The organism is Shewanella sp. ULN5 (genome assembly GCF_030731885.1).
Taxonomy (GTDB): Bacteria; Pseudomonadota; Gammaproteobacteria; order Enterobacterales; family Shewanellaceae; genus Shewanella; species Shewanella holmiensis.
The window spans coordinates 160,921-184,944 of the sequence record NZ_JAPJEE010000008.1 but is presented as its reverse complement, the minus strand read 5'-3'; the positions used below and the strand labels follow the sequence as shown (position 1 = coordinate 184,944).

Annotated in this window: 16 protein-coding genes; 10 read left to right on the top strand and 6 right to left on the bottom strand. The window is 41.7% G+C overall.

Going from position 1 to position 24,024, the window contains the following annotated elements; genetic code table 11:
- Positions 1 to 382: 382 nt before the first annotated feature.
- Positions 383 to 3,064 (bottom strand): exo 1,3/1,4-beta-D-glucan glucohydrolase, encoded by a 2,682-nt coding sequence (locus ORI98_RS10095; protein WP_306135135.1) that lies wholly within the window; start codon positions 3,062 to 3,064, stop codon positions 383 to 385.
- A gap of 12 nt (positions 3,065 to 3,076) precedes the next feature.
- Positions 3,077 to 4,390 (bottom strand): L-fucose:H+ symporter permease, encoded by a 1,314-nt coding sequence (gene fucP / locus ORI98_RS10090; RefSeq protein WP_306135134.1) that lies wholly within the window; start codon positions 4,388 to 4,390, stop codon positions 3,077 to 3,079.
- 312 nt (positions 4,391 to 4,702) lie between these two features.
- On the opposite strand from fucP, the gene ORI98_RS10085 reads away from it, so the two are divergent.
- The 10 genes from ORI98_RS10085 to ORI98_RS10040 all read left to right on the top strand — a co-directional run bounded on the left by ORI98_RS10085 (position 4,703) and on the right by ORI98_RS10040 (position 20,815).
- Positions 4,703 to 6,031: a GH1 family beta-glucosidase gene (locus tag ORI98_RS10085; RefSeq protein WP_306135133.1), complete on the top strand. Its 1,329-nt coding sequence runs from the start codon at positions 4,703 to 4,705 to the stop codon at positions 6,029 to 6,031.
- Between the two features lie 46 nt (positions 6,032 to 6,077).
- Positions 6,078 to 7,403 (top strand): glycoside-pentoside-hexuronide (GPH):cation symporter, encoded by a 1,326-nt coding sequence (locus tag ORI98_RS10080; protein WP_306135132.1) that lies wholly within the window; start codon positions 6,078 to 6,080, stop codon positions 7,401 to 7,403.
- 181 nt (positions 7,404 to 7,584) lie between these two features.
- Positions 7,585 to 8,586 carry a LacI family DNA-binding transcriptional regulator gene (locus ORI98_RS10075; protein ID WP_261296786.1) on the top strand — a complete coding sequence of 334 codons (1,002 nt, stop codon included), beginning with the start codon at positions 7,585 to 7,587 and terminating at the stop codon, positions 8,584 to 8,586.
- Positions 8,587 to 9,047: 461 nt separating this feature from the next.
- A complete protein-coding gene (locus ORI98_RS10070; protein WP_306135131.1) occupies positions 9,048 to 12,047 on the top strand; it encodes a TonB-dependent receptor in 3,000 nt (999 codons plus the stop codon).
- A gap of 307 nt (positions 12,048 to 12,354) precedes the next feature.
- A complete protein-coding gene (locus ORI98_RS10065) occupies positions 12,355 to 13,977 on the top strand; it encodes a tryptophan halogenase family protein (RefSeq protein ID WP_306135130.1) in 1,623 nt (540 codons plus the stop codon).
- 72 nt (positions 13,978 to 14,049) lie between these two features.
- Positions 14,050 to 14,787 (top strand): SapC family protein, encoded by a 738-nt coding sequence (locus ORI98_RS10060; protein WP_306135129.1) that lies wholly within the window; start codon positions 14,050 to 14,052, stop codon positions 14,785 to 14,787.
- 11 nt (positions 14,788 to 14,798) lie between these two features.
- On the top strand, positions 14,799 to 15,842 hold the full coding sequence (locus tag ORI98_RS10055) for a cupin-like domain-containing protein (RefSeq protein ID WP_306135128.1): 1,044 nt from the start codon (positions 14,799 to 14,801) through the stop codon (positions 15,840 to 15,842).
- A 36-nt stretch (positions 15,843 to 15,878) separates the two neighbouring features.
- Positions 15,879 to 17,366, top strand: coding sequence for a tryptophan halogenase family protein (locus tag ORI98_RS10050; protein ID WP_261296790.1), 1,488 nt, complete (start codon positions 15,879 to 15,881; stop codon positions 17,364 to 17,366).
- Between the two features lie 54 nt (positions 17,367 to 17,420).
- Positions 17,421 to 18,179 carry a DUF6445 family protein gene (locus ORI98_RS10045; RefSeq protein ID WP_306135127.1) on the top strand — a complete coding sequence of 253 codons (759 nt, stop codon included), beginning with the start codon at positions 17,421 to 17,423 and terminating at the stop codon, positions 18,177 to 18,179.
- 14 nt (positions 18,180 to 18,193) lie between these two features.
- The gene (locus ORI98_RS10040; protein WP_306135126.1) at positions 18,194 to 20,815 is read left to right on the top strand and encodes a glycoside hydrolase family 3 C-terminal domain-containing protein; all 2,622 of its coding nucleotides are present in this window, start codon (positions 18,194 to 18,196) and stop codon (positions 20,813 to 20,815) included.
- 79 nt (positions 20,816 to 20,894) lie between these two features.
- On the opposite strand, the gene ORI98_RS10035 is transcribed toward ORI98_RS10040, so the two are convergent.
- The 4 genes from ORI98_RS10035 to pstB form a co-directional block, all read right to left on the bottom strand.
- Positions 20,895 to 21,671, bottom strand: coding sequence for an ABC transporter substrate-binding protein (locus tag ORI98_RS10035; protein ID WP_306135125.1), 777 nt, complete (start codon positions 21,669 to 21,671; stop codon positions 20,895 to 20,897).
- Positions 21,668 to 22,279, bottom strand: a complete 612-nt coding sequence (locus tag ORI98_RS10030; RefSeq protein WP_261296794.1) for a DUF502 domain-containing protein — start codon at positions 22,277 to 22,279, stop codon at positions 21,668 to 21,670. Before ORI98_RS10030 ends, ORI98_RS10035 begins: the two co-directional genes overlap by 4 nt.
- A 123-nt stretch (positions 22,280 to 22,402) precedes the next feature.
- Positions 22,403 to 23,113, bottom strand: a complete 711-nt coding sequence (gene phoU, locus ORI98_RS10025; RefSeq protein WP_261296795.1) for a phosphate signaling complex protein PhoU — start codon at positions 23,111 to 23,113, stop codon at positions 22,403 to 22,405.
- Between the two features lie 71 nt (positions 23,114 to 23,184).
- Positions 23,185 to 24,003, bottom strand: a complete 819-nt coding sequence (gene pstB / locus ORI98_RS10020) for a phosphate ABC transporter ATP-binding protein PstB (protein ID WP_261296796.1) — start codon at positions 24,001 to 24,003, stop codon at positions 23,185 to 23,187.
- Positions 24,004 to 24,024 lie beyond the last annotated feature (21 nt).

Sequence of the window (24,024 nt, the reverse complement as noted above, 5' to 3'; positions counted from 1 at the left end):
AGGAAACAGTGCATCCTGCATTCGTATTCAACGTAAATGATGCAATCAGACGCACTGAATTTAACACTTAAAAAGTCATTAGTGAGTCAGTTTTATGTTGTCGATTTGCAATACTACCCCTTGCTGAATCGCCGTATTTGATTTTAGACGCTCATCTTAACTATGTATGATCAAAGATTAGCGAGTACTATTATGCTTCATTATTCAACCTAAACTGATGAACACATCATAGTAAATAACAAACCACTGAAATTAGGTTAATCAAAAACTTACTCGCATATATTTTTAATGAGTTTGGCTAAGCTTTCCTTTTGTGAGGAAAGCTTGCCAGGGTAAAAACAAATTGATGTTGCGTTATTTACACCTCGTGTTTGCTATGACATTAATCGCATTGCACGGTATTGAGTTGCTGTTTAGCTTGGATCACCACATCGCTAAAGCTCAGTTGCACTTTTGCAGCCGTAGCGAGGTAAAATGGCGACACGATTTTACTGAAATCCATAGTGTCTTGATTAAAACACCTTAATGACACACTAATATTTTGCCACTCGCTAGGTTTCACTAACCCAGCAATATCGAACTGCGGACGGCACTCACCTTCGCAAGCCATACCAAGCCACAGGGGATGTGTTAAGTCATTATCCACCTTGATACTCAATGACAATGCAGCCTCAGAGTCACTAAATGCGCGAAAATCTCGAGGAAAATTACTGATTAAGCCAACAGTACCAAGCTCTGCGCCATTAAATTTAACTAAACGGGCATCTTCTTGGACCACTCTATCCATAGTGCGAATGGTTAATGCGCTATTACTTGCTACACTGCTGGATAATCCCTCACGTTCAGTTGGAGTAGCAATGAACATTGACCATGGCGATTTTACCGCTCGTTCAAATAAAGCTAAATCTTCCAGTGTTTGAGCTGATGATAAATTGTCTTCAGATAAACCCTCTAAGGTAATATGCTCAGAGAGGTTTGATTGGTAACTTAAACCGTAGCCATAGGGTAATAAAGGTAAATAGACTGTTGAGGCTGCACCACTTTGATGATCTAAAGGTCGATTAACAGTCGTTTGCTGTGGCGTTGCAGGCCATGAAAACGATAGCTTACCCTTAAAGTCATATTGAACCTTGCCTTCAGCATTAGTAAATAATACATCTGCTACCCCATTACCTTCAGAGCCTGGCAACCACGCTGCAACAAATGCATCAGATTGATTAAATTCAGCATTCACCCACATCGGGCGACCACTGATAAATACTGACACCACAGGAATACCTTGTGAGGTCAACTTTTTTAGTAAAGCAAGGTCGCGTTTATCACCACGTTGATACTCTAAGTTATCAATGTCACCGTTCCCTTCTGCATAAGGCTCTTCGCCAAAAACCACAATTGCGACATCGGGTTTGTTAGCAACATCAAAATCACCATTCACGTTCAATGTGGCAGTGCCGCCGGCTTGATGTACCGTGGCGTTAATGCCAGAAAAAATTGAACTAGCACCAGGAAAATCACTATTTTGATTATCTGTTCCTTGCCATGTAATGGTCCAACCGCCTGATTGCTTGCCGATATTATCAGCAGCATCGCCTGCCACTAATACATTTAATTGGGGTGATAATGGCAATAAATTTTGCTTGTTTTTAAGTAGCACTAATGACTCACGTACAGCTTGTCTTGCTACTTCGCGATAACTCTGTTGACCAATCAGTTCAGTTTTACCAGACAGTGGACGCTTAGCAGGACTTGGTTTATCAAATAATCCGGCACGAAACTTAACCCGTAAAATACGGCTCACTGCATCATCAATTCTTGATAAAGCAATCTCGCCGCGCTTAACTTGCTCGATAGTATTATTGTATAAAGGCTTCCAAGCAGCTGTCGGCACCATAAATATGTCTAAACCCGCATTAACCGCTTGGGCGCATGATTCATTTGTACAGCCAGCCACTTGTCCGTGACCATTCCAATCACCAACAACAAAGCCATCAAAAGCAAAACGACCTTTTAATACATCGGTTAGAAGATACTGATTACCGTGTATTTTTTCACCATTCCAGCTATTAAATGACGCCATAACAGATTGCGCGCCAGCCGATAGTCCGCCAACATAACCTTGAGCGTGAATAGCATAGAGGTCATGTTCACTGGCAATATTATTGCCTTGATCGACGCCCTTTTCAGTACCACCATCGCCAAGGAAATGCTTCACCGTAGATAACACGTGTTGATCTGTTAAAAAGTCACCCTCTACTGCACCTTGTAAACCTTCAACAATTGCAAAAGAATACTCTCTCACTATACGGGGATCTTCTGAATAGCCTTCATAAGTGCGGCCCCAGCGGTCATCTCGCACGACGGCAACGGTTGGCGCAAATACCCAATCAATGCCGGTGACCATCACTTCTTTTGCGGTAATGGCAGCAATTTGCTCAATCAACTTTGGATTATCAGCTGCGCCTAAACCAATATTATGTGGAAATAACGTCGCGCCAATAACATTGTTATGGCCATGAACCGCATCCGTACCCCACATAGTGGGTATCGAACTACCGTCTAGCGAATCATCAATCGAAGCCTGATAAAAACTTTCAGCCAGAGCAATCCAGTCGGCTGGAGTCGCATGTTTATCATTGTTTGGATACGCACCACCACCATTTAGGTATGAACCAAAACCATATTTACGCATATCTTCAACCGTAATATCACGTATCTCAGGTTGGATCATCTGTGCCACTTTTTGCTCTAATGTCATCGTGGCAAGTAATGCTGCAATTTTCTGTTCTAGTTCAGGGTCAACTTTAATCGCCGGTGCTTGTTGCGGCCAAATATTAATATCTTTGACCACTTTAGCCGTGGCAACTTCATTAACGTTAATTGCCGCAGAGGGTTGGGTACTTACCTCTTCATTCAGCACTGTTGAGCGAGTTTCACCTTGTTGGCCACAAGCTGATAACCCCATGACTAATGCAGCAGAAACCATGATAGCTGCTCGGGTTACTGGTAGTACATTCATTAAAGTATTACCTAAGCCATCATAATTTGTCGTTATTGTTGTTCGCATTTTATGCCCCTATCAAACTGATGTGCTTGGACGTTTAGCATCACAGCCAATCAATCCGTAGTAACAAATAAAACCATAACAAATTAGCGGCAACACAAAGGCTAATTGGATCCCTAATGAGTCAGCAAGCATACCCTGTAATAATGGCACTATCGCCCCTCCGACAATGGCTAAACACAAAATACCTGAACCTTGGCTGGTGTGCTGTTTAAGATCTTGCAACGCCAAACTAAAAATGGTTGGAAACATAATTGAGTTACATAATCCCACTAATAACAATGCCCACATTGCGGTTGTACCCGCTGAAAACATAGCCGTCGCGACGAGTAAACAAGCACATACGGCATTAAACGCTAACACCTTGCCGGCTTTGATTTTCTGCATGACTAATGCGCCGATGAAGCGGCCAACCATGGCACCACCAAAATAATACGCGATATAATTTGCCGCTTGAGACTCGGTTAACCCACCGATTTCGTCTTGAGTTAAAAAGTTGATGAGAAAGCTACCAATGCCAACTTCGGCACCAACATACACAAAAATACCAACCGCCCCCAAGGTTAAATGCGGAAAACGCCACGCACTACCTGATATCGGTTGTAGGTTTGCTGAAGTGTCTTTTTTGCCAAGAAGAGGTAGTTTTAAAAATAAAAACAGAATCGCTAACATGAATAAAGCCGCAGCCAAAATCAAATAGGGTACCTGAACCGTGCTAGCCTGCTCTACCGCGGATAACGAGCTAATCGCCTGATCTAATTCAGTAACAGAATCAGAATGTTCAATGGTTGATAAAATTAACCAACTGCCAAAAAATGGCGCAACCGTTGTGCCCAGTGAGTTAAAGGCTTGAGTCATAGTCAGGCGAGATGAAGACGTTTCAGCGGGTCCTAGTGCACTCACATACGGATTCGCTGATACTTGTAATATAGTAATACCTGAAGCTAATACGAAAAAAGCGAATAAAAACATATTGTAAGAGGCAAAGCTGGCGGAAGGATAAAACAATAAACATCCAACGCAGGCAATAACAAGTCCGGTAATAATCCCTTTTTGATACCCAATCTTTCCAACTAAATTACCGGCTGGAATAGACACAATAAAATATGCGCCAAAGAAGCAAAATTGTACCAACATCGCCTGGGTGTAATTCAACTCGAACATGTTTTTAAGGTAAGGGATTAAAATATCATTTAAGCATGTTAAAAAACCCCACATAAAAAATAGCGAGGTCAATGCGAACAACGCAAAACGATAATTTCCACCTTGGTGTGCAGCATCTTGTGTCGCATCAACTTGAATTGATGCATCAGTTGTGGGCCCAGCCATATGTTTTCATCCATTTTATAGTTATATGTTTATTGCGAAATCTTACATCAAGCAAGGCATCGCGCTTTAGCGTCTAAAACTTGTGTTGACCTTTTATCAATTTATCACTAGTCTCAATGTAAGCGCTTTCATTTTTAACATAACGATAACTGTTGTCAACGATTTTTGATGACAACTAAACAATTTTTAAAGTGCTAACTGAACCGAAAAGATAAACAATGAAGTGAATTTGAACTGAGTTTTAAATACGTTAGCATCAGAATGACCTCAATTTGAACTTGGCCACTTTACAAAAACTAAGTGAATTTAAATATGAAAATAACCTTACCACCCGAATCTCCAATGCTATCAAAAGACTTTACCTTTGGTGTTGCAACGGCTTCATTCCAAATTGAGGGCGCTGCCGATACTCGCCTACCTTGTATTTGGGATACCTTTTGTGCCCAAGCGGGTAATATTCGTGATGGTTCTGATGGCAAGCAAGCATGTGAGCACGTTAAGTTATGGCAGGAAGACGTTGAACTTATCGAATCACTGAGTGTAGATGCTTATCGATTTTCTATTTCATGGCCTAGAGTGATCAAACAAGATGGAAGCCTAAATCAAGACGGCGTTGATTTTTACATTCATTTATTAGACCGGCTTAATGCGAAAGGCATTAAGCCTTATGTCACGTTATATCACTGGGATTTGCCGCAACATATTGAAGATGAAGGTGGCTGGCTTAACCGTAAAACGGCATTTTTATTCCAAGACTATGTGGAAAAAATCGTTATCGCATTGGGTGATAGAGTTTATTCTTACGCTACATTCAATGAACCTTTCTGTAGCGCATTTTTAGGCTACGAAATTGGTATTCACGCCCCAGGAAAAACTAAGGTCGCCTTCGGACGCCAAGCTGCCCATCATATATTGCTTGCCCATGGATTAGGCATGCAAGTATTACAACAACTCAGCCCTAATACTGAAAATGGCATAGTGCTAAACTTTACGCCATGTTACCCGCACACACAGACACCTAAAGATATCACCGCGGCTAGAAAAGCTGATGAGTATATGAATCAGTGGTATATCAAACCTTTATTCGATAAGTGTTATCCAGAGATTATTAACGACCTAGCGCAAGCCGACCGTCCGATTGTTGAACCTGGTGACTTTGATATCATTGCACAAAAAATTGATTTTCTTGGGATAAACTTTTATACCCGAGCGGTATATGAAGCAAACCCAGATACCCTCTATGCCCAAATTGATATGCTAAACGCCCCTAAAACTGACATAGGGTGGGAAATATACCCACAGGCATTTACTGACTTATTAGTCTCTCTCCACAATGCATATAATCTGCCGCCAATTTTTATAACCGAAAATGGCGCAGCAATGGCAGATAAGATTATTGATGGCAAGGTTATGGATACTGATCGCATCGACTATTATCAATCTCATTTAAACGCCGTCAATAATGCAATCACACAAGGTGTAAATGTGAAAGGTTATTTTGCCTGGAGCTTAATGGATAACTTTGAATGGGCTGAGGGTTATTTAAAACGTTTCGGTATTGTATATGTTGATTATCAAACCCAACAACGTACCATAAAAGCCAGCGGTCTAGCTTACCGTGACTTAATCGGTTCCCGTTAACGGCTCCCGATAACATAGTCAAAACTCATAAGAATAAGAGGCTAAAATGGTCAGCATAAAAGAAAAAATCGCCTACGGACTTGGTGACACTGCCAGTAATATTGTGTTTCAAACAGTGATGTTATTCCTCACTTTTTTCTACACCGACATTTTTGGGATCTCACCTGCATTTGTGGGCACCATGTTTTTAGCGGTCAGATTAATTGATGCTGTCACCGACCCCTTGATGGGTGCGCTTGCAGATAGAACCAATACCAAATGGGGAAAATTCCGCCCCTATTTGCTTTGGTTTGCCCTGCCCTTTGGAATAATCAGTGTTTTAGCCTTTACCACGCCAGATTTAGGTGAAGAAGGTAAAATGATCTATGCGTTTGTTACCTATACTGCGCTGATGATGGTTTATACCGCGATTAACATACCATACTGTGCCTTGGGCGGTGTCTTAACTGCGGATCCTAAAGAGCGTGTATCAATTCAATCCTATCGATTTGTATTTGCTATGTTAGGCGGTTTATTAGTTTCAGGCTTAACCTTGCCATTGGTCGACTTCTTAGGCCAGGGTGATAAAGCTAAGGGCTATCAACTGACAATAGCAGCCATGAGTATTCTTGGCGTGGCGATGTTTTTAACTTGCTTTTGGGGAACCAAAGAACGCTTACATCCTCCGGTTGATCAGCAATCAAGCTTCAAGCAAGATTTAGGATTTTTACTCAAAAATGACCAGTGGCGCATACTGTCTATCGCTGCTGTGTGTTTGCTGTCAGGTATGGTATTAAGAACCAGTCTCGCCATCTATTACGTCAAATATTTTTTAAACATGCCTGACTCAATAACCTTATTTATAACCTTAGGTATGTTAGGCAATATTTTTGGTTGTATGTTGGCACAACCTTTAGCTAAAAGAGTGTGTAAAGTAAAAGCCTACATTAGCTTACAACTAATTGCGGCAGCATTATGTGTTGCCAGCTACTTTGTGGCTGCCGACCAAACCATGTTAGCCTTTGCCATGTTTATTCTTTGGGGATTCACCTTCAATATGGCCACACCATTGCTGTGGGCGAAAATGGCCGATGCCGTTGACTACGGTCAATATAAAACTGGCGTACGTATTACCGGAATGATTTATTCGTCAATTATTTTCTTTATTAAGCTAGGCGTTGCTGTTGGTGGCGCGGCTGCGGGTTGGTTGCTTTCTGGCTATGGATATCAAGCAGACACAACACAAACAGCTGAAGCGTTAAATGGTATTTTACTGTCATTTACCCTTTATCCTGCGCTAGGTTCGATACTGGTTGCAATTGTCATGCGCTGGTATGTTTTAGATTCAAATAAAGTGGATGAAATACATTTAGCGTTGAATAAACAACATTAAATTAAACGCTATTTTCTCAAAAACAAACTTGGCTTAAGGAACTGACATAGCAGACCAGAAGACTTAAGCCTTAGTTATTGCCAGGATATGTTATTGAGGAATTTATTGGCTAAGGTTCCTAATTAAAGATAAATCATGGTAATCTTCTGCCGATTTTAACAAATACAAGAATCAAGCAATTATGGCTACAATTTACGACGTTTCTGTGTTGGCTGGTGTGTCTCTCGCAACGGTATCGCGAGTGATGAATAACAACACTAAAGTCAGCGACAAAACACGCCAAAAAGTATTAGATGCGATGGCCTCATTAGGTTATCGCCCGAATACCATTGCCCAATCGCTTGCTTCAAACTGCTCAAATAGTATTGGTGTTCTCGTCTCACAATTAGATGGTCCTTTTTATGGCCCGATGATGACAGAAATAGAAACCGCGCTGCGCAGTGCCAATAAACATGTGATCATTGCTGCTGGTCATGCCGATGAAGAACAAGAAAAAGACGGCGTGGATTTTTTAATGAGTCGCGGTTGTGATGCATTAATTTTAGATGTAGAAGCCGTATCAGATGAATTTCTGCTCCAACTGCACAAGGGCAATACCCCTATTGTATTGATTAACCGTTATATTGATTCAATGAAAGAAAATTGTATCTTTCTTGAAAATGAGCGCGGGGGGCATATGGCTACAGATTATATTTTGTCTCTTGGCCATAAAGATATTGCCTACATCTCTGGTCCTATGTACAAACGCGACGCCAGAGATCGCTTGCAAGGCCATCAAAGAGCCCTTTCCGAACATGGACTCATGTTTGATCCCGCGTTGTGGTTTGAAGGTAACTTCCGTGAGTTTGGCGGTAGTGATGGTATGCGTCATTTACTGTCTTTGAAGAAACACTTTACTGCTGTCGTGTGTGCAAGTGATCAAATGGCATCCGGCGCAATTGCGGTGTGTTTAGAACAAGGTATTCGAGTACCTGAAGATATCTCTTTTATCGGTTACGATAACATTCCGTTTCCACAGTACATATCACCCAAACTCACCACAGTCAGCAACCCCATTAACGAAATGGGTAAAATGGCTGCACTTTGGGTTTTACAACACGTATATAAAAGTGAAAAAGTCGATGTAAATTGCTCTTTCTCACCCGAGTTGTTTGTCCGGGACTCCGCCAAACGCATAAAGTAACTACTGGTTAATCTTGCCATTAACCAGTAAAAAAGAAGCTTATGCTGAAACAAATGACGCATACTCCTCTTTCACGGTTAAGTTACAACTTTTGTAAATAACCGTTTTATGTACAAAAATTCAATCACAAAACTTTCCCGCAGAAAACTCAAATTACCTCAACGAACAAACCCACCAAAGAAAGCGCTTACATATTTAACAACATTCCATCATAATTACTTTCTTATATAATACATGTAATTACAACAAAATTGCGCTTTGATAAGATCGTTAGGTTAACAAAATGTTGTTATTTATGGTCATTTTGATTGACTCAGATCACAAATTGCACTAGGTTTATGTAAGCGCTTACATAAACCAATCAAACTCAATGTGACGCTATTGGAAAATAATAAATCGGTTTGCGCATTCTTTCGTAAACTATTAGAACAAGTAGAATCTAGTCAATGGGGATTTCCTAGATGAAAACAAGAACATTTACCAAAACTAAGCTAGCGACAAGTTTATCGCTTGTACTTGGTTTAGGTTCAATGATGCCTGCACATGCTGCTGAAGATGCTGGTGATGAAAATATTGAAGTGATTCAGGTTACGGGTATCCGTGGCAGTTTAGTCAAGTCAATGGATGTCAAACGCAGTTCAAATGGTATCGTTGACGCAATCAATGCAGAAGATATTGGTAAGTTTCCCGATAGTAATTTAGCGGAATCTTTACAACGCATTTCAGGCGTATCAATTGACCGTCAAAATGGTGAAGGCAGTAAGGTAACAGTACGTGGTTTCGGTCCAGACCGTAACTTAGTGATGCTAAACAATCGCCAAATGCCTACCACTACGGGTTCTCGCTCATTCGACTTTGCTAACGTCGCCTCTGAAGCGATCAGCGCAGTGGAAGTAGAAAAAACCAGCCAAGCGAAAAACTCTACAGGTGGCATCGGGGCAACAATTAACGTGTTAACCCAACGTCCACTTAATAATCCTGGTCAAAAAGCCTCATTTGGGGTTAAAGCCGTAGATGATACTTCTACAGATCAGGGTAGCATTACTCCTGAATTATCTGCTTTATATTCAAATACTTTTGCTGATGATAAGTTTGGTATCTCAATCTCTGCCAGTTATCAAGATCGTGAAAGTGGTAACCAACAAGCGCAAGTGGGTACTGGCTGGCGCAGCTTTCCTGGCAGTGTAGACCAAGACTGGAGCGGTTCACCTGGTGCCAACCCTGAATGGGGTGGTGTACCTAAAGATGCCAACCAAATTAATCGCCCAGGCGATAGTGATGTTTATTCTGTACCACAAACCACCATTTACCGTTTTGAAGAACAACAACGTAAACGTACAAACGGACAATTAGTACTTCAATATGAGCCTATTGATTCGGTTCGTACCACACTTGACTATACCTATATGCGCAATGATGTCGATACTCAGTCACATGACGTATCTGCATGGTTTAACTTCGTACCGACTCAAGAAAGCACTTGGTCTGACGGCCCAGTATCTTCACCATTAGTTTATTCTGAAAACTACCCAGGTGGAGGTGCAGACTTATCAATGGCTGCAGGTGATTTTGGTACTCGCGATGAAGGCGGTTCTTTAGGCTTCAACGTTGAATGGGATGCAAGTGAAAAGTTGTCTTTAGAACTTGATTACCATAATTCATATGCGGAGCGTTCACCAAATAGCCCTAACGGTAGTAGCAGTAACTTAAGTACTGCAGCGTTTATCCGTACGAGTGCTGCCACTGACTTTACTGGTGAAGTTCCCGTATTAGCCGTTGGTAACGGTAATAATGTTCGTCCTGAAGATATGCGTATCACAGGTTCTGTATTTGGTAATGCAGTAAACCGTTCTGAAATAGAACAAGTACAAATTTCAGGTACTTATGATTTTGAAGAAGCGGGTAGCATTGACTTTGGTATTGCCTCGACTGAAGTAAACAATCACTCTCAATCAGTTAACGTACAACGTAATGACTGGGGTGGTGTTGGCGCTGCGGGTGATTTAGATGCGGCATGGTTCCCTGCTGGCACAGTTCAAGATAAGTTTGATGGTTCAAAAGGTAACTTTGGTAGCTATGAAGGTAGTGCTTCAACAGATCCTTTAAACACGATTTTCCTATGGGACTTTGAAGCTGTACGTGCTCGCGCTGCTGAGTTATATGCTTCAAGTGCAGTAGGTGATTGTGGCAACGGATTCTGTCCATCAACTGACTATGCTAGTGATACCGACCGTTTTACTGAAGAAACATCAAAATCTGCTTATTTACAATATAACTACTTTGGCGAAATTGGTGACATGCCATTTGATGTTCACTTAGGTCTTCGTTATGAACAAACAGATGTTGAGTCAACTTCAGCAGTATCAGAATTTGGTAGCGCAACATGGATAGCGGAAACAGAAATTGCTGTTAACCCTACCGGTGAGCGTATTTTCCTCACTGAAACAGGTGATTACGATTACTACTTACCAAACGTTAACTTCAATATTGAAGTCGTAGAAGATGTATACGTTCGTGCAGCCTACAGTGAAACCATTGGTCGTCCAGATTACACCTCTATTCAAGGCGGTACAGTTGTAGGCACATTGGCTAACCGTGGTGGTGGTAGTGGTACTAAGGGTAACCCAGGTTTATTACCTCTTGAGTCGACTAACTACGATATTTCAGCTGAGTGGTACTTTGACCAAGGCAGTTACGCCTCGGTAGGTTACTTCCGTAAGGATGTGACTAACTTCATCGACAACGGTGTGGTTGAATCAAATATTTATAACATTCCCGATCCATCACACAGTGCTTATGTGAATGAAGCAATTGCTGCGGGCCAAACAACGGCTATCGCTCAACGTCAGTGGATTTATGATAACTACGGTGCAACAGATCCAAACGTTACCATTAACCCTGCTAACGGCAACATCGAAATTACCGGCAACCCAGGTGATGATGATTTACTGTTCTTAATCAATCAACCGACCAATGACAGCGAAAGCTCAGTTATTGATGGTTGGGAGTTTGCAGTACAGCATTTCTTCGGTGAAACTGGTTTTGGTATGCAAGCTAACTACACCTTAGTGAATGCCGGTGACAGTTATGACAATGCTAACTTAAATCGCCCTGGTGATTTACCACAAAATGTAGAAGTCGGTATCAGTGATACGGCAAACATTGTGGCAATGTACGAAAACTACGGTGTGACCGCTCGTGTTGCTTGGAACTGGCGTGATGAGTTCTTGAATGCAACGGGTAATGGTACGGGTGCTAACCCTCAGTATACCGAAGCATACTCGCAAGTTGACTTCAGCATTGGTTATGACATACCTCAAGTTGAAGGCTTAACGGTCTTCGTTGAAGGTTTGAACATCACCAATGAAACAACTCGCGTACATGGTCGTGCAACTGAACAGGTCTTAAACTACACCCAAACCGGTGCACGTTATGGATTAGGTGCACGTTACACCTTCTAAAACATAGCTCATTCAATTCTGTCCAATTGAATGAGCCGCTTTTCCCTTTAGGTCGTTTGAGGTGGCCACAACCACCTCTTTTTTTTACATGGATAATAAAACTCGGCAATAGGGATGTTGCCTATTTTTTTAAATTCGAAACAATCAAATTAACACTTGAAAGTGCTTACATTTTAATGAATTCTAAACTAACCAATGTTTTAACGTGCTTAGTGAGTTCATTAACCTGTGAGTATTACAGCACCATGCTGATGCCAAACATAAGCACCAAAACAAAATAACAAAGCAGTAACGGTAGGCAGAGTCCATGCAAAAAGCAGTAACCAAAATAGTCATCGTCGGTGGTGGCACCGCAGGTTGGATAACTGCGGGATTAATTGCAGCCGAACACAATGCTGATAATGGTCGTCTCTCCCCTTCTCCTAAATTAGACATCACCTTGATAGAATCTCCCGATGTACCCACTATTGGTGTAGGTGAAGGTACATGGCCATCGATGCGCTCAACCCTGCAAAAAATAGGGATCGATGAAACCACTTTTTTACTGCAATGCGATGCTAGCTTCAAACAAGGCTCACGTTTTATTGACTGGCAAATAGCATCTAACCACGCTGTTACAAGCAATATGCCAAATGGACTGCACAGTTATCTGCACCCTTTTACCCTACCCATTGGTGAACCACAATTTGCTATTGCCCCTTTTTGGCTACCACACAAAGATCAGGTCAGTTTTGCTGATGCGGTTTGCCAGCAAAATAAAGTCAGTCAACTGGCGTTGGCACCGAAACAAATTTCCACACCTGAATACAGCTTTATCAATAACTATGGCTATCATTTAAACGCAGGTAAATTCAGCCAATTATTACAGCAACATTGCACTAAAAATTTAGCGGTAAAGCATATTACCGACCACGTCACGGATATTGTTCTGGTGGATGAAACAACACAAACAGATTTACCAAAGGGTGATATTAGCCATGTGCTAACTCAGCAACACGGGCAAATTCATGCCGATTTATTTATTGATTGCACTGGCGTTAAGTCTTTGCTGCTGGGTGACAAGTTAGCCGTACCTTTTATTAACCAAAAACATGTATTGTTTAATGACTCTGCACTTGCGATACAAGTCCCCTACGCCGACGATAATAGCCCTATCGCTTCTTGTACTCATTCAACGGCACAAACAAATGGCTGGATTTGGGACATTGGTTTACCTACCCGTCGTGGTATTGGCCATGTTTATTCGTCATCACATACAGATGACGATCAAGCTTTGCAGCAACTTATGGCCTACCTAAAACCTGATTTAGGCACAAAAGCAGCCGACATATCGCCACGAAAATTGAATATCACACCGGGTCATCATCAGGTATGTTGGAAAAATAATTGTGTTGCTATCGGTATGGCAGCAGGGTTTATTGAACCACTTGAAGCCTCGGCCCTTGCGCTTGTGGAATGGACAGCAAAAGCCGTCGCAACCCAATTACCGCAGACCCGCGATACTATGGACATCATAGCCAAAAGGGTTAATCAACAATTTCAGCATCATTGGCAACAAATTATTGAATTTATAAAGCTACACTATGTGATTAGCAACAGAAGCGACAGCGACTATTGGCACGACCATAGAACGGCCAATTCAATACCCACTGCATTAACAGAGCAGCTGGCGTTATGGCAACACCAAGCCCCTAGTCAGCATGACTTTATCTATCGCGAAATGTTGTTTCCGGCGGCGAGTTATCAATTTGTGCTTTACGGCATGCAATTTGATACCCGACCTCAGGTTCAACTTAAACCGTCAATGAAGCAACAGGCACAACAGTTATTTACCGAAAACAGCCAAAGAGCCTCTCGTTTAAGCCAGGTATTGCCAACCAACAGAGCGCTGTTAAACCAACTAAAATTAAACGGATTTTCAAAAATATAGTACTCAGGGCTTTAATGAATTAGCACAATAGTCAACGCTCAAAATAACAATAAACATAAATAGGACAACAACATGACCCAACATGTATTACTGAACAGTGTGGAACACAAAGACCTAAAAGTGATCACTGACCGCTCAGCAAAGTATGGTGACAATGTATGGTATTCGGTCACCTTCCCGCTTGAATTTCGTAGTGTACAAGCTCACTACCCTATCTTTTTCCACAAGGATGCTACTACGGGTCAATTTTACGCTGTCGCATTATTTGGGTTTAGAAATGAAGATAACCTGTTTTTAACTGACAAGGGTTGGGAGGCATCCTATGTTCCACTGACATTACGCCGCCAACCATTTTTGATCGGTAAACAAGTGGTACGTGAAGATGGCATCGAACAAGAGCAACATGTCATTCATATCGATATCGACCATCCTAGAGTCAATAAAGAGCAAGGTGAAGCTGTATTTCACCCTTTTGGCGGCAATACCGATTACTTAGATGAAGTTGGCGATATGTTAGCTGCAATTCATCAAGGCTTGAATGATAGCAAAGTATTTATTGATGTATTACTTGAGCATGATTTGTTGGAATCATTCACTCTCGATATTGAATTAGATAACGGTGAAAAACATCAAATGATTGGTTTTTACACCATCAATGAAGAAAAGCTCAATATGCTAGCGGGCGCTGTACTGGCAAAACTTCATGAACAAGGCTACCTACAAGCTATTTACATGTCGATGGCGTCTCAATCTAACGTGCGCGATTTACTAGACCGTAAAAATGCACAGCACCAAAATAGAAAAGCATGATGGAGAAAGGGTTGAATACCAATACCACATCAGATACTGAACTCAGGATGCAAAATTGCGTACCTGAGTATACTGATTGCACACTTGATCAACTATATCAACGAATAGAATATGCCGACACACCTATGGTTTTTAAAGGTCTTTGCCGTCACTTTCCACTCGTTAAAGCAGGGCTTGAATCAAACAAAGTGGCAATGGATTATTTGTTACAACACTACGCAGGTCAGCCTGTCACCGCATATTATTTACCGCCAGAACAGCAAGGGCGTGTCTTTTATAATGAGCAGGTTGATGGCTTTAACTATCAAGCTGGACGACTCGATTTAGCACAAATATTCCAGCGTTTACAAACTGAATCACAACAACAAACCCCAGCAAGTGTGTATATGGGGTCAACCAATATCCAACAATATTTCCCTGGCCTTTTTGCAGAAAACTGCTTGCTGTTTTCACAAGTTAATCCGATGGCAAATATTTGGTTAGGCAATCAAACCCGCGTGGCAGCACACTTTGATTTCCCACACAATTTAGCCTGTAACATGGTCGGTAAACGCACATTTACTTTATTTCCCCCAGAACAAATTACCAATTTGTATATTGGTCCGATGGAATTTGCTCCCGGCGGCCAAGAAATCAGCATGGTCAATTTTGACCAGCCCGATTATAACCAATTCCCTAAATTCAAAGATGCACTTGCGGCCTCTTTTACCGCAGCACTCGAGCCCGGTGACGTGCTATTTATCCCAAGTATGTGGTGGCACCATGTACGAGGTGTTGACGATTTTAATGTACTCATTACCCATTGGTGGCGTGATACCCCAGCATTTTTGGGACGCCCCAATAATGCCCTATTGCACAGTATGCTCAGCCTGAGATCATTGCCAAAAGCGCAGCGCAAAGCCTGGAAAGCGTTATTTGATTATTACATTTTTGACCACGATGAAGTTGATGAAAGCCATATCCCTGATAATGCCAAGGGCATGCTCACAAAGCCGATTGATGAGTTAAATGCGCGAAAATTACGCGCCGACTTAACCAATAAATTAAAACGCTAACTGAATAAGAATAAACATACCCCAGAGGTAACCCTAATGAAGACAGCAATAAAAAAAGTAGTCATTGCCGGTGGCGGCACAGCAGGATGGATGGCCGCTGCAGCGTTAACAAAATTGATGGGTAAACACATTGAAGTAGTATTAGTCGAATCGGATGATATAGGCACTGTGGGTGTTGGCGAAGCCACTATACCAACGTTGCATATTTTTCACCGCCTATTAGGTTTAAAAGAACAGGACGTGATGGCGGCAACCAACGCCACATTCAAGCTAGGCATTAATTTTGAAAACTGGCACGACGTAGGAAAAGATTACCTGCATTCATTTGGTTTTTTAGGAAAAGACTGCTGGGCTTGTGGTTTTCAACACTTTTGGCTTAAGGGCAAGCAACAGGGTATGGTCAGCGAAATAGGCGACTACTGCACCGAACATTTAGCTGCTCGTCAAGGCCGCTTTGCCATATTACCGAATCAGGACTACAACCACGCTTATCATATGGATGCCAGCCTCTATGCGAAGTTTTTACGTAAAATGGCTGAGGCTAATGGTCTGACTCGAATTGAAGGTAAAATTACTGATGTACAATTGCACAACAGTAATGGCTATATCAAAGCGCTTCAGCTTGATAATGGCGAAATAATTGAAGGCGATTTATTTATAGATTGCACTGGCTTTAGGGCGCTACTGATAGAACAAACCTTAAATACTGGTTTTGATGATTGGAGCCATTACTTACCTTGCGATAGCGCGATTGCCGTGCAAACAAAATCAGTTAATACCCCATTGGCTTATACCCGCTCAATTGCACGTGAATCGGGTTGGCAATGGCGGATCCCTTTGCAAAGCCGTACAGGTAATGGTTTTGTATTTTGCAGTAAATACATGACAGATGAGCAAGCCATCGACACCTTAATGGCCAACATTGAAGGCGAACCCCTTAATAAACCAAGAGTGATCAAGTTTAAAACAGGATCACGCCGCAAACACTGGAATAAAAACTGCGTGGCTATCGGCCTATCATCGGGATTTTTAGAGCCTTTAGAATCCACCAGCATACATCTTATTCAACGTAGTATTGTGCGATTAATGCAGCAATTTCCTTCTCAGGGCATTGATGACACAGACATCAACGAATTTAACCAACAACTTAAGTTGGAAATGGATAATATTCGCGATTTCATTATTTTACATTACAAAGTCACCGATCGAGAAGACAGCCGTTTTTGGCGTTACTGTAAGAACATGCCTATTCCTGCATCACTGCAGCATCGTATAGATATGTTTAGCCAGACGGGTAAAGTGTATAAATACGGCAATGAATTATTTGGTGAAAGCTCATGGATCCAGGTGATGATGGGCCAAGGGATTATGCCAAAAGAGTATCATCCAATTGTGGATATGATGGAAAAAGAAGAATTAGCAAGTTTTTTAAATAACATCAAATCAACAGCAAAGCGTAAAGTAGAAACCTTACCGCCACATTTCGATTTTATTAATCACTATTGTAAATCAAACATTGTGTAAATAACCTTGAGTGAACAGCAATCAAGTTACTCATAACCAACAAGGATAGAGACCATGTCGTCCATTACGACTAACTCGAATCATGTTAATCAACAGCAAAACACCACTGACAGTATTATCAATGTCAGTGGTATAAAGCCCGAGGTTTATTCTATCGGCCAAGAGCAGACGCCTGTGATTATTATCGACAACTTTGCTGATGATTTATTCACGTTACTGGATATTGCTCGTCAACAGGTCCAGTTTACAAAAGATGACGGTTCATACTATCCGGGCGTACGCGCCCCACTACCTCAACGCTATGCTATTGAAGTCATCAATCAGGTGTTTCAGTTGATTTATGATGTCTATCGTGTTCCGCACCACTTAAGGATTAAACCGCAAATTTTATCGTTTTCGTTAATTAGCCAAGCACCTGACAGTTTAATGCCGCTGCAGCGTTTACCGCATTTTGACACACCAGAGCCGTACTATTTTGCTATATTGCATTATCTTAACGATGGACCTCATGGCAATACCGCATTTTTTAGGCACAAAAATACCGGTTTTGAACGAATTAATGAAGCCAGAATGGAGCACTACTTTACATCAGCAAAAGCATTTTTAACTGACCATGCTAAGGACACCCCCGAGTATTTTGTCAAAAGTGATCAACATTACGACATTTATCATCAAATCGAATACCGCCCTAACCGCCTAGTCATTTACCCGGGCAACATGCTGCATTCAACTTTAGTCGATTTACGCACAGATATTGATGATAACCCTAATACCGGCCGCCTCACTGCCAACATCTTTATAAATTTCAAATAACAAAGGGAAAAGTTATGATTAAGGCTTACAACGTTTTAACTAAAAACAAAATGAAAGCGCTTACAGTCAGCCTTGCTACCTTCTTATGTTCAGGTATGCTCAATACAGCATCGGCGGCTCACCCCAGTATTACCCCGCAAACAATACACAGCCTAAGCGTGCTACCTGACAGTGAAAAACAGCGTATTGGTGAGCGCATAGCAAATGTGGAAGCAGAAATAAAACGCTTATTACCCTTACTCACTTTAGAAGAAAAAATATCGCTAGTTCACGCTGCGGGTAAGTTTCATATACCCGCAATTGAACGCTTGGGTATCCACGAAATGTGGATGTCTGATGGCCCCCACGGCGTACGCTACGAAATTGATCGAGACTCATGGGCCCCTGCGGGTTGGACAAATGACTATTCCACATATCTGCCCCCCCTTACCGCCGTTGCTGCAAGTTGGGATGAACACATGGCAAGCTTGCATGGCAATGTATTAGGTGCTGAAGCACGTCACCGGAATAAAGACTTAATTCTTGGCCCTGGAGTAAACCTTGCTCGTCTGCCGCTATATGGACGCAATTTTGAGTACATGGGGGAAGACCCTTTTTTAGCGTCAAAACTTGTGGTGCCAACAGTAAAAGCGATTCAAGCTAATGACGTGGGCGCGACAGTTAAACATTATGCATTAAATACCCAAGAGCTTAACCGCATTGGCGTGAATGCCACACCCGATGAACGCACCTTACGTGAAGTGTATTTACCGGCGTTTGAGGCAGCGGTAAAACAAGCTAATGTGCATGCTATTATGGGGGCCTATAATGAATTCAGAGGCACAAACGCTAACCAAAGCGAACACTTAGTCAAAACCATTTTAAAAGGTGAATGGGGTTATCAAGGAGTACTGTTAACTGACTGGAATGTTGACATCAATACCTATGATGCTGCGATGAATGGTCTTGATATTGAAATGGGTACTGATGTTGCCAGCTTTGATGATTACTTTATGGCAAAGCCACTCTTAGAGATGATCAAAAATGGCAAAATACCTGAATCTGCTTTAGACGATAAAGTGACTCGTATCTTAAGGGTTCAATTAAGTATCGGCATGATGGACAAACAACGCTTATCTGGCGAACGTAATACTGATGCCCATCGCCAAGATGCACGCACCATAGCGACCAATGGGGTTGTATTACTTAAAAATGATAATCAGGTTTTACCTTTACAGGCCAATAAAATAAGCAACATATTGGTACTTGGGCCCAACGCCGATAAACGTCATGGCTTTGGTGGCGGGTCTTCTGAAGTAAAAGCATTGTATGAAATGACCCCGCTTGACGGCTTAAAAGCTAAATTAGGCGATAAGGTCAGGATAACCTTAATGCGTCCTGCTAGCAGCCAATTTATGCCCATTCCAAACGACTACCTCACCACGCGCCACTGGACAGGCACGCCATCTTGGCAAATAAATTATTATCAGGATGCTGCAATGACGCAGCTAGCAAGTGAATCCTGGATAGCCGACCCGCAATTTAATGCCAAAGGGCAAACACAGTCGCTAGAAATAAAAGCCAATATCAAACCTATGGCTACAGGTAATCACAGTTTCAACATTAAGGCAGATGGGCAGGTTGCGCTGTTTATTAACGACAAACCGTTAATTTCTCCATCAAAGGCACACGCAAATAAGGTCATCTCTAAATCCATGCCATTAGTGGCTGGAGAAACTTACGCAGTCAGTTTCCGTTACCAAGGCGATAAGCAAGCCACCTTAGGCTGGGAAACACCCAATAGCTTATATAACAGCGAAAGTGAATATTTAGCGGCAGCTAAAAAAGCCGATGCAGTGATTTATTTTGGTGGGCTTAGTCATGCTGATGATAGAGAGTCTATCGATAGACCAAACATGGTATTACCCGGACAGCAGGATGAAGTGATCTCCAAATTGCTTAGCGTAAACCCGAATACCATAGTGATGATGATTGGCGGCTCAGCAGTAGAAATGCCCTGGGCCAAAGAAGCTAAGGTATTACTTTGGGGGTGGTATGGTGGCATGGAGGCCGGCAATGCTTATGCCGACATTTTGTTTGGTGACGCAAATCCAAGCGGAAAAATGCCCATCACTCTGCCGAAAAAGCTGACCGACACGGCTCCCATAGCACTAAACGATTACAATGCTGAAACCTCACGGTATAGCGAAGGCGTTTTCATTGGTTATCGCTGGTTCGAACAACAAGACATTGAACCTGAATTTGCATTTGGTCACGGCTTGTCATACAGCCAATTTAATTATACTGACATGAGATTATCCAGTACCAGCATCCGCGGCAATAATAGCTTAAAGGTGTCGGTAAACATCACTAATACCAGTAAAGTAGATGGCGCTGAAGTGGTGCAGTTGTATCTACGAGATATGGATTCTAGTGTGCCCCGCCCCATAAAAGAACTAAAAGGTTTTGACAAGGTTTGGTTAAAAGCGGGTGAAACCCAAACGGCACAGTTCACTTTAACTCAACGAGACTTGTCGTTTTGGGATGTTAAAAGTAATAATTGGTTAGCAGAATCTGGGGAGTTTGAAGTCATGCTTGGGGCTTCGGTTAATGATATAAGATTAAGCAAAAAATTCGACTACCAAGCGACAAAATAAAGACGATTGAGAAATGCTATAGCCAAAAAAGCCGGCCTATTTGCCGGCTTCTTTGTAAGGTTATCTTATGCTATTTGGGCTAAGATTCATTTAATACTTTCTGCTCAGCATCAGCAATCATAGTGCTCAGCTTACCGGTTTTAACTAACGTTTTAATAGCGTTATCGATAATAGGAGCGAGTTCTTTACTATTGGGGTGAATATAAACATAAACGGGTTGCGTTTTTATGGTGGCAGATTGCACCGTCAAAGTATCCGCGTATCGTTTATTAATTGTCGCCATACCATCCATATAACTTGCAATGACAACATCGACTCTTTTCTTATTGAGTAAGTCCATCATCTTTTCTGTTGTTGCTGAATAAAATACTTTTTTAGGATTAAGCCCCAGATTTTGAGTATGTTTAACACCCGTTAATACGCCGACATTTAATTCAGCGATATCCGCCACAGAGGTGATGCTGAACTGAGTATCTTTTCGAGTAAAAAAAGCGGTTTTAATTTCATAATAGGACGTAGGCACTCGGATAAAGTCAGGATTATCTTCGCCATAACGCCATACTCGCATAATCTCACCACTTACCTGGCCATCGCGCATACTACGTTCGGCTCTTGGCGCAGGCAACATCTCAATATCGCACTGTAATTTTTGGGTAAAGCAAATTTCTTCTAATATGATTCTCCCAATATTTTGAATCGACGAGTCTGCCACCCCCACAAAATGGGTATTATTATCGTCACTAAAAGCTTGGGGACTCACAACCAGCACAAAGGCGAATAGCGCAGCGGTTAGTTTATTCTTACAATATCGATATGATTGAAATGGCTTAAATAATATAACCAATGCATCCTTCATCGGGAGGTCTCTTTTTGTTTCGCAACGTCATTACCTTTAGCGGTTGAAATACCTGCTGTCAAATTAAACCGCATAGCATCCTCAAAAGACCAGTCTACATTGATAAGTTCATCACGTTTTACCAAGGTTGTTATGCCAGCAACCTGATAGCTAAGTTGAAATAATACTGGAACCCAATCCCCTTCAGGTAATGCATCGGTTAACGGCTGAGGTGTATTATCGCTCATTATAAAACCAACAACATACCCTCCACTTGCCTGTTTAACAAGCACTGTTTTTTGTGTTTTCGGTTTACCGTCGCGATTCATTAAACCAGCGATATCTCGAATGCTGCCATAAACAGATTTAAACAACGGAAATTTCATGAGTTGGCGTTCTAACCAACCATATACCCAAACTATCGGACTTACGGAGAACAATAAACCAGCAATAAATACAATCACAGCAACTAAAATAAATCCTGCGCCAACGAACATAAAGGGGGCGCCAAGGCTGTTTAACAGCAATTGGCCAAGGCCATCGAGTGAAATAAACAGTGACCAAAATAACCAGATAGATAACACCATAGGTAATAAATTGGTTAGGCCACGCGCTAAAGTATTCTTCATAAAATGTCAGTTTCTTGATTGAAGTAAAAATTCCCCGTCATTAAAGCAAATAAAAACGCCTTAAGCGATAACTTAAGGCGTTTTAAACAGGATTACGAAAACTTGCCAATAATTGTTGCCAGTTTACTGATGTAAATCCTTTTCCATATCTTCGTATGATGTATGACGAACATCTTTACCCTTAACGTAATAAATAATGTATTCGCAAATGTTTTTACAGCGGTCACCGACGCGCTCAACAGCACGTGCGGCCCATAACACATCAAGTACACCCGGAATGGAACGCGGATCTTCCATCATATATGTCATTAACTGGCGAATAATGCCCTCGTATTCTTTATCTAACTTGGCATCTTCTTTGTGCAATTCAAATGCTTGCTCTGCATCCATACGGGCTAACGCGTCTAAAGTAGCATGTAATGTACGCGTGGCATGACGCCCCATACTTTCAATACTCACTAATAACGGCTCTTGGCTTTTAGCACGTTTATCAACAGCGGCTTTAGCAATACGTACACACGCATCACCAATACGTTCTAAGTCGGTAATGGTTTTTGAAATCGCTAAAATTAAGCGTAAGTCACTTGCTGCAGGTTGGCGTTTAGCAATGATGCGAGTACATTCTTCATCAATTGCCACTTCCATGCCGTTAACTTTATGATCACCATCAATAACGGTTTTTGCCAGTTCGGCGTCTAAGCCCGCTAAGGCATCAAGCGCTTGCTCTAATTGACGCTCAACTAAACCACCCATCGCCAACACGCGGTTACGAATATCATCAAGTTCTGCGTTAAATTGACCTGAGATATGTTTGTTTAAATTCATTTTTTCCATGTTAATAACCTTAAGCTAAAAATACTGAGTCGAGTTTATGACCTGATCTAAAATGGCGATCTATTCGAAAATTAACCATAACGCCCAGTAATATAATCTTCGGTTTTACGCTTTTTAGGCGTGGTAAATATGGTATTGGTATCGGCATATTCAACCAGTTCACCCATGTACATAAATGCAGTTTGATCTGATACTCGTGCCGCTTGTTGCATGTTGTGCGTTACAATCACCACGGTATACTTTTCTTTAAGTTCAGTGATTAACTCTTCAATCGTTAAGGTTGAAATAGGATCAAGTGCTGACGTTGGCTCATCAAGTAATAACACTTCAGGTTCAATGGCTATGGCACGTGCGATAACCAAACGTTGTTGCTGACCACCAGATAACCCAAAGGCATTATCGTGCAAACGATCTTTCACTTCGTCCCAAATTGCTGCTCCACGTAATGAGCGCTCTGCCGCTTCATCCAACTCTCGGCGGTTGTTCAATCCCTGTAACCGTAAACCATACACCACATTTTCATATATCGATTTTGGAAACGGATTCGGGCGTTGAAACACCATACCCACGTTACGTCTTAAGGCTGCCACATCGACTTTTTTATCATAAATGTTTTGACCATGAAGCAATATTTCACCATCAATTTTACAGGTGTCAACTAAGTCATTCATTCGGTTTATGCAACGTAATAACGTTGATTTACCACAACCACTGGGGCCAATAAATGCCGTCACCTGTTTTTTAGGGATCTTCATCGACACATTAAATAACGCCTGCTTTTCACCGTAGCGTAAATCAAGGTTACGAATTTCTAAGGCAGTATCCTGTGCGGGCAAGTTAGCTAAATCTACAGTATCTGTTTGCATGTTTGAACGATCAATCGAAATCATTTTTTCTTTCCTCAGGATATC

Coding starts and splice junctions, on each gene's coding strand:
- phoU (WP_261296795.1), bottom strand. CDS start 23,113: ATGGAAAAAATGAATTTAAACAAACATATCTCAGGTCAATTTAACGCA.
- ORI98_RS10060 (WP_306135129.1), top strand. CDS start 14,050: ATGACCCAACATGTATTACTGAACAGTGTGGAACACAAAGACCTAAAA.
- ORI98_RS10080 (WP_306135132.1), top strand. CDS start 6,078: ATGGTCAGCATAAAAGAAAAAATCGCCTACGGACTTGGTGACACTGCC.
- ORI98_RS10070 (WP_306135131.1), top strand. CDS start 9,048: ATGAAAACAAGAACATTTACCAAAACTAAGCTAGCGACAAGTTTATCG.
- ORI98_RS10050 (WP_261296790.1), top strand. CDS start 15,879: ATGAAGACAGCAATAAAAAAAGTAGTCATTGCCGGTGGCGGCACAGCA.
- ORI98_RS10030 (WP_261296794.1), bottom strand. CDS start 22,279: ATGAAGAATACTTTAGCGCGTGGCCTAACCAATTTATTACCTATGGTG.
- ORI98_RS10075 (WP_261296786.1), top strand. CDS start 7,585: ATGGCTACAATTTACGACGTTTCTGTGTTGGCTGGTGTGTCTCTCGCA.
- pstB (WP_261296796.1), bottom strand. CDS start 24,003: ATGATTTCGATTGATCGTTCAAACATGCAAACAGATACTGTAGATTTA.
- fucP (WP_306135134.1), bottom strand. CDS start 4,390: ATGGCTGGGCCCACAACTGATGCATCAATTCAAGTTGATGCGACACAA.
- ORI98_RS10095 (WP_306135135.1), bottom strand. CDS start 3,064: ATGCGAACAACAATAACGACAAATTATGATGGCTTAGGTAATACTTTA.
- ORI98_RS10065 (WP_306135130.1), top strand. CDS start 12,355: ATGCAAAAAGCAGTAACCAAAATAGTCATCGTCGGTGGTGGCACCGCA.
- ORI98_RS10085 (WP_306135133.1), top strand. CDS start 4,703: ATGAAAATAACCTTACCACCCGAATCTCCAATGCTATCAAAAGACTTT.
- ORI98_RS10040 (WP_306135126.1), top strand. CDS start 18,194: ATGATTAAGGCTTACAACGTTTTAACTAAAAACAAAATGAAAGCGCTT.
- ORI98_RS10035 (WP_306135125.1), bottom strand. CDS start 21,671: ATGAAGGATGCATTGGTTATATTATTTAAGCCATTTCAATCATATCGA.
- ORI98_RS10045 (WP_306135127.1), top strand. CDS start 17,421: ATGTCGTCCATTACGACTAACTCGAATCATGTTAATCAACAGCAAAAC.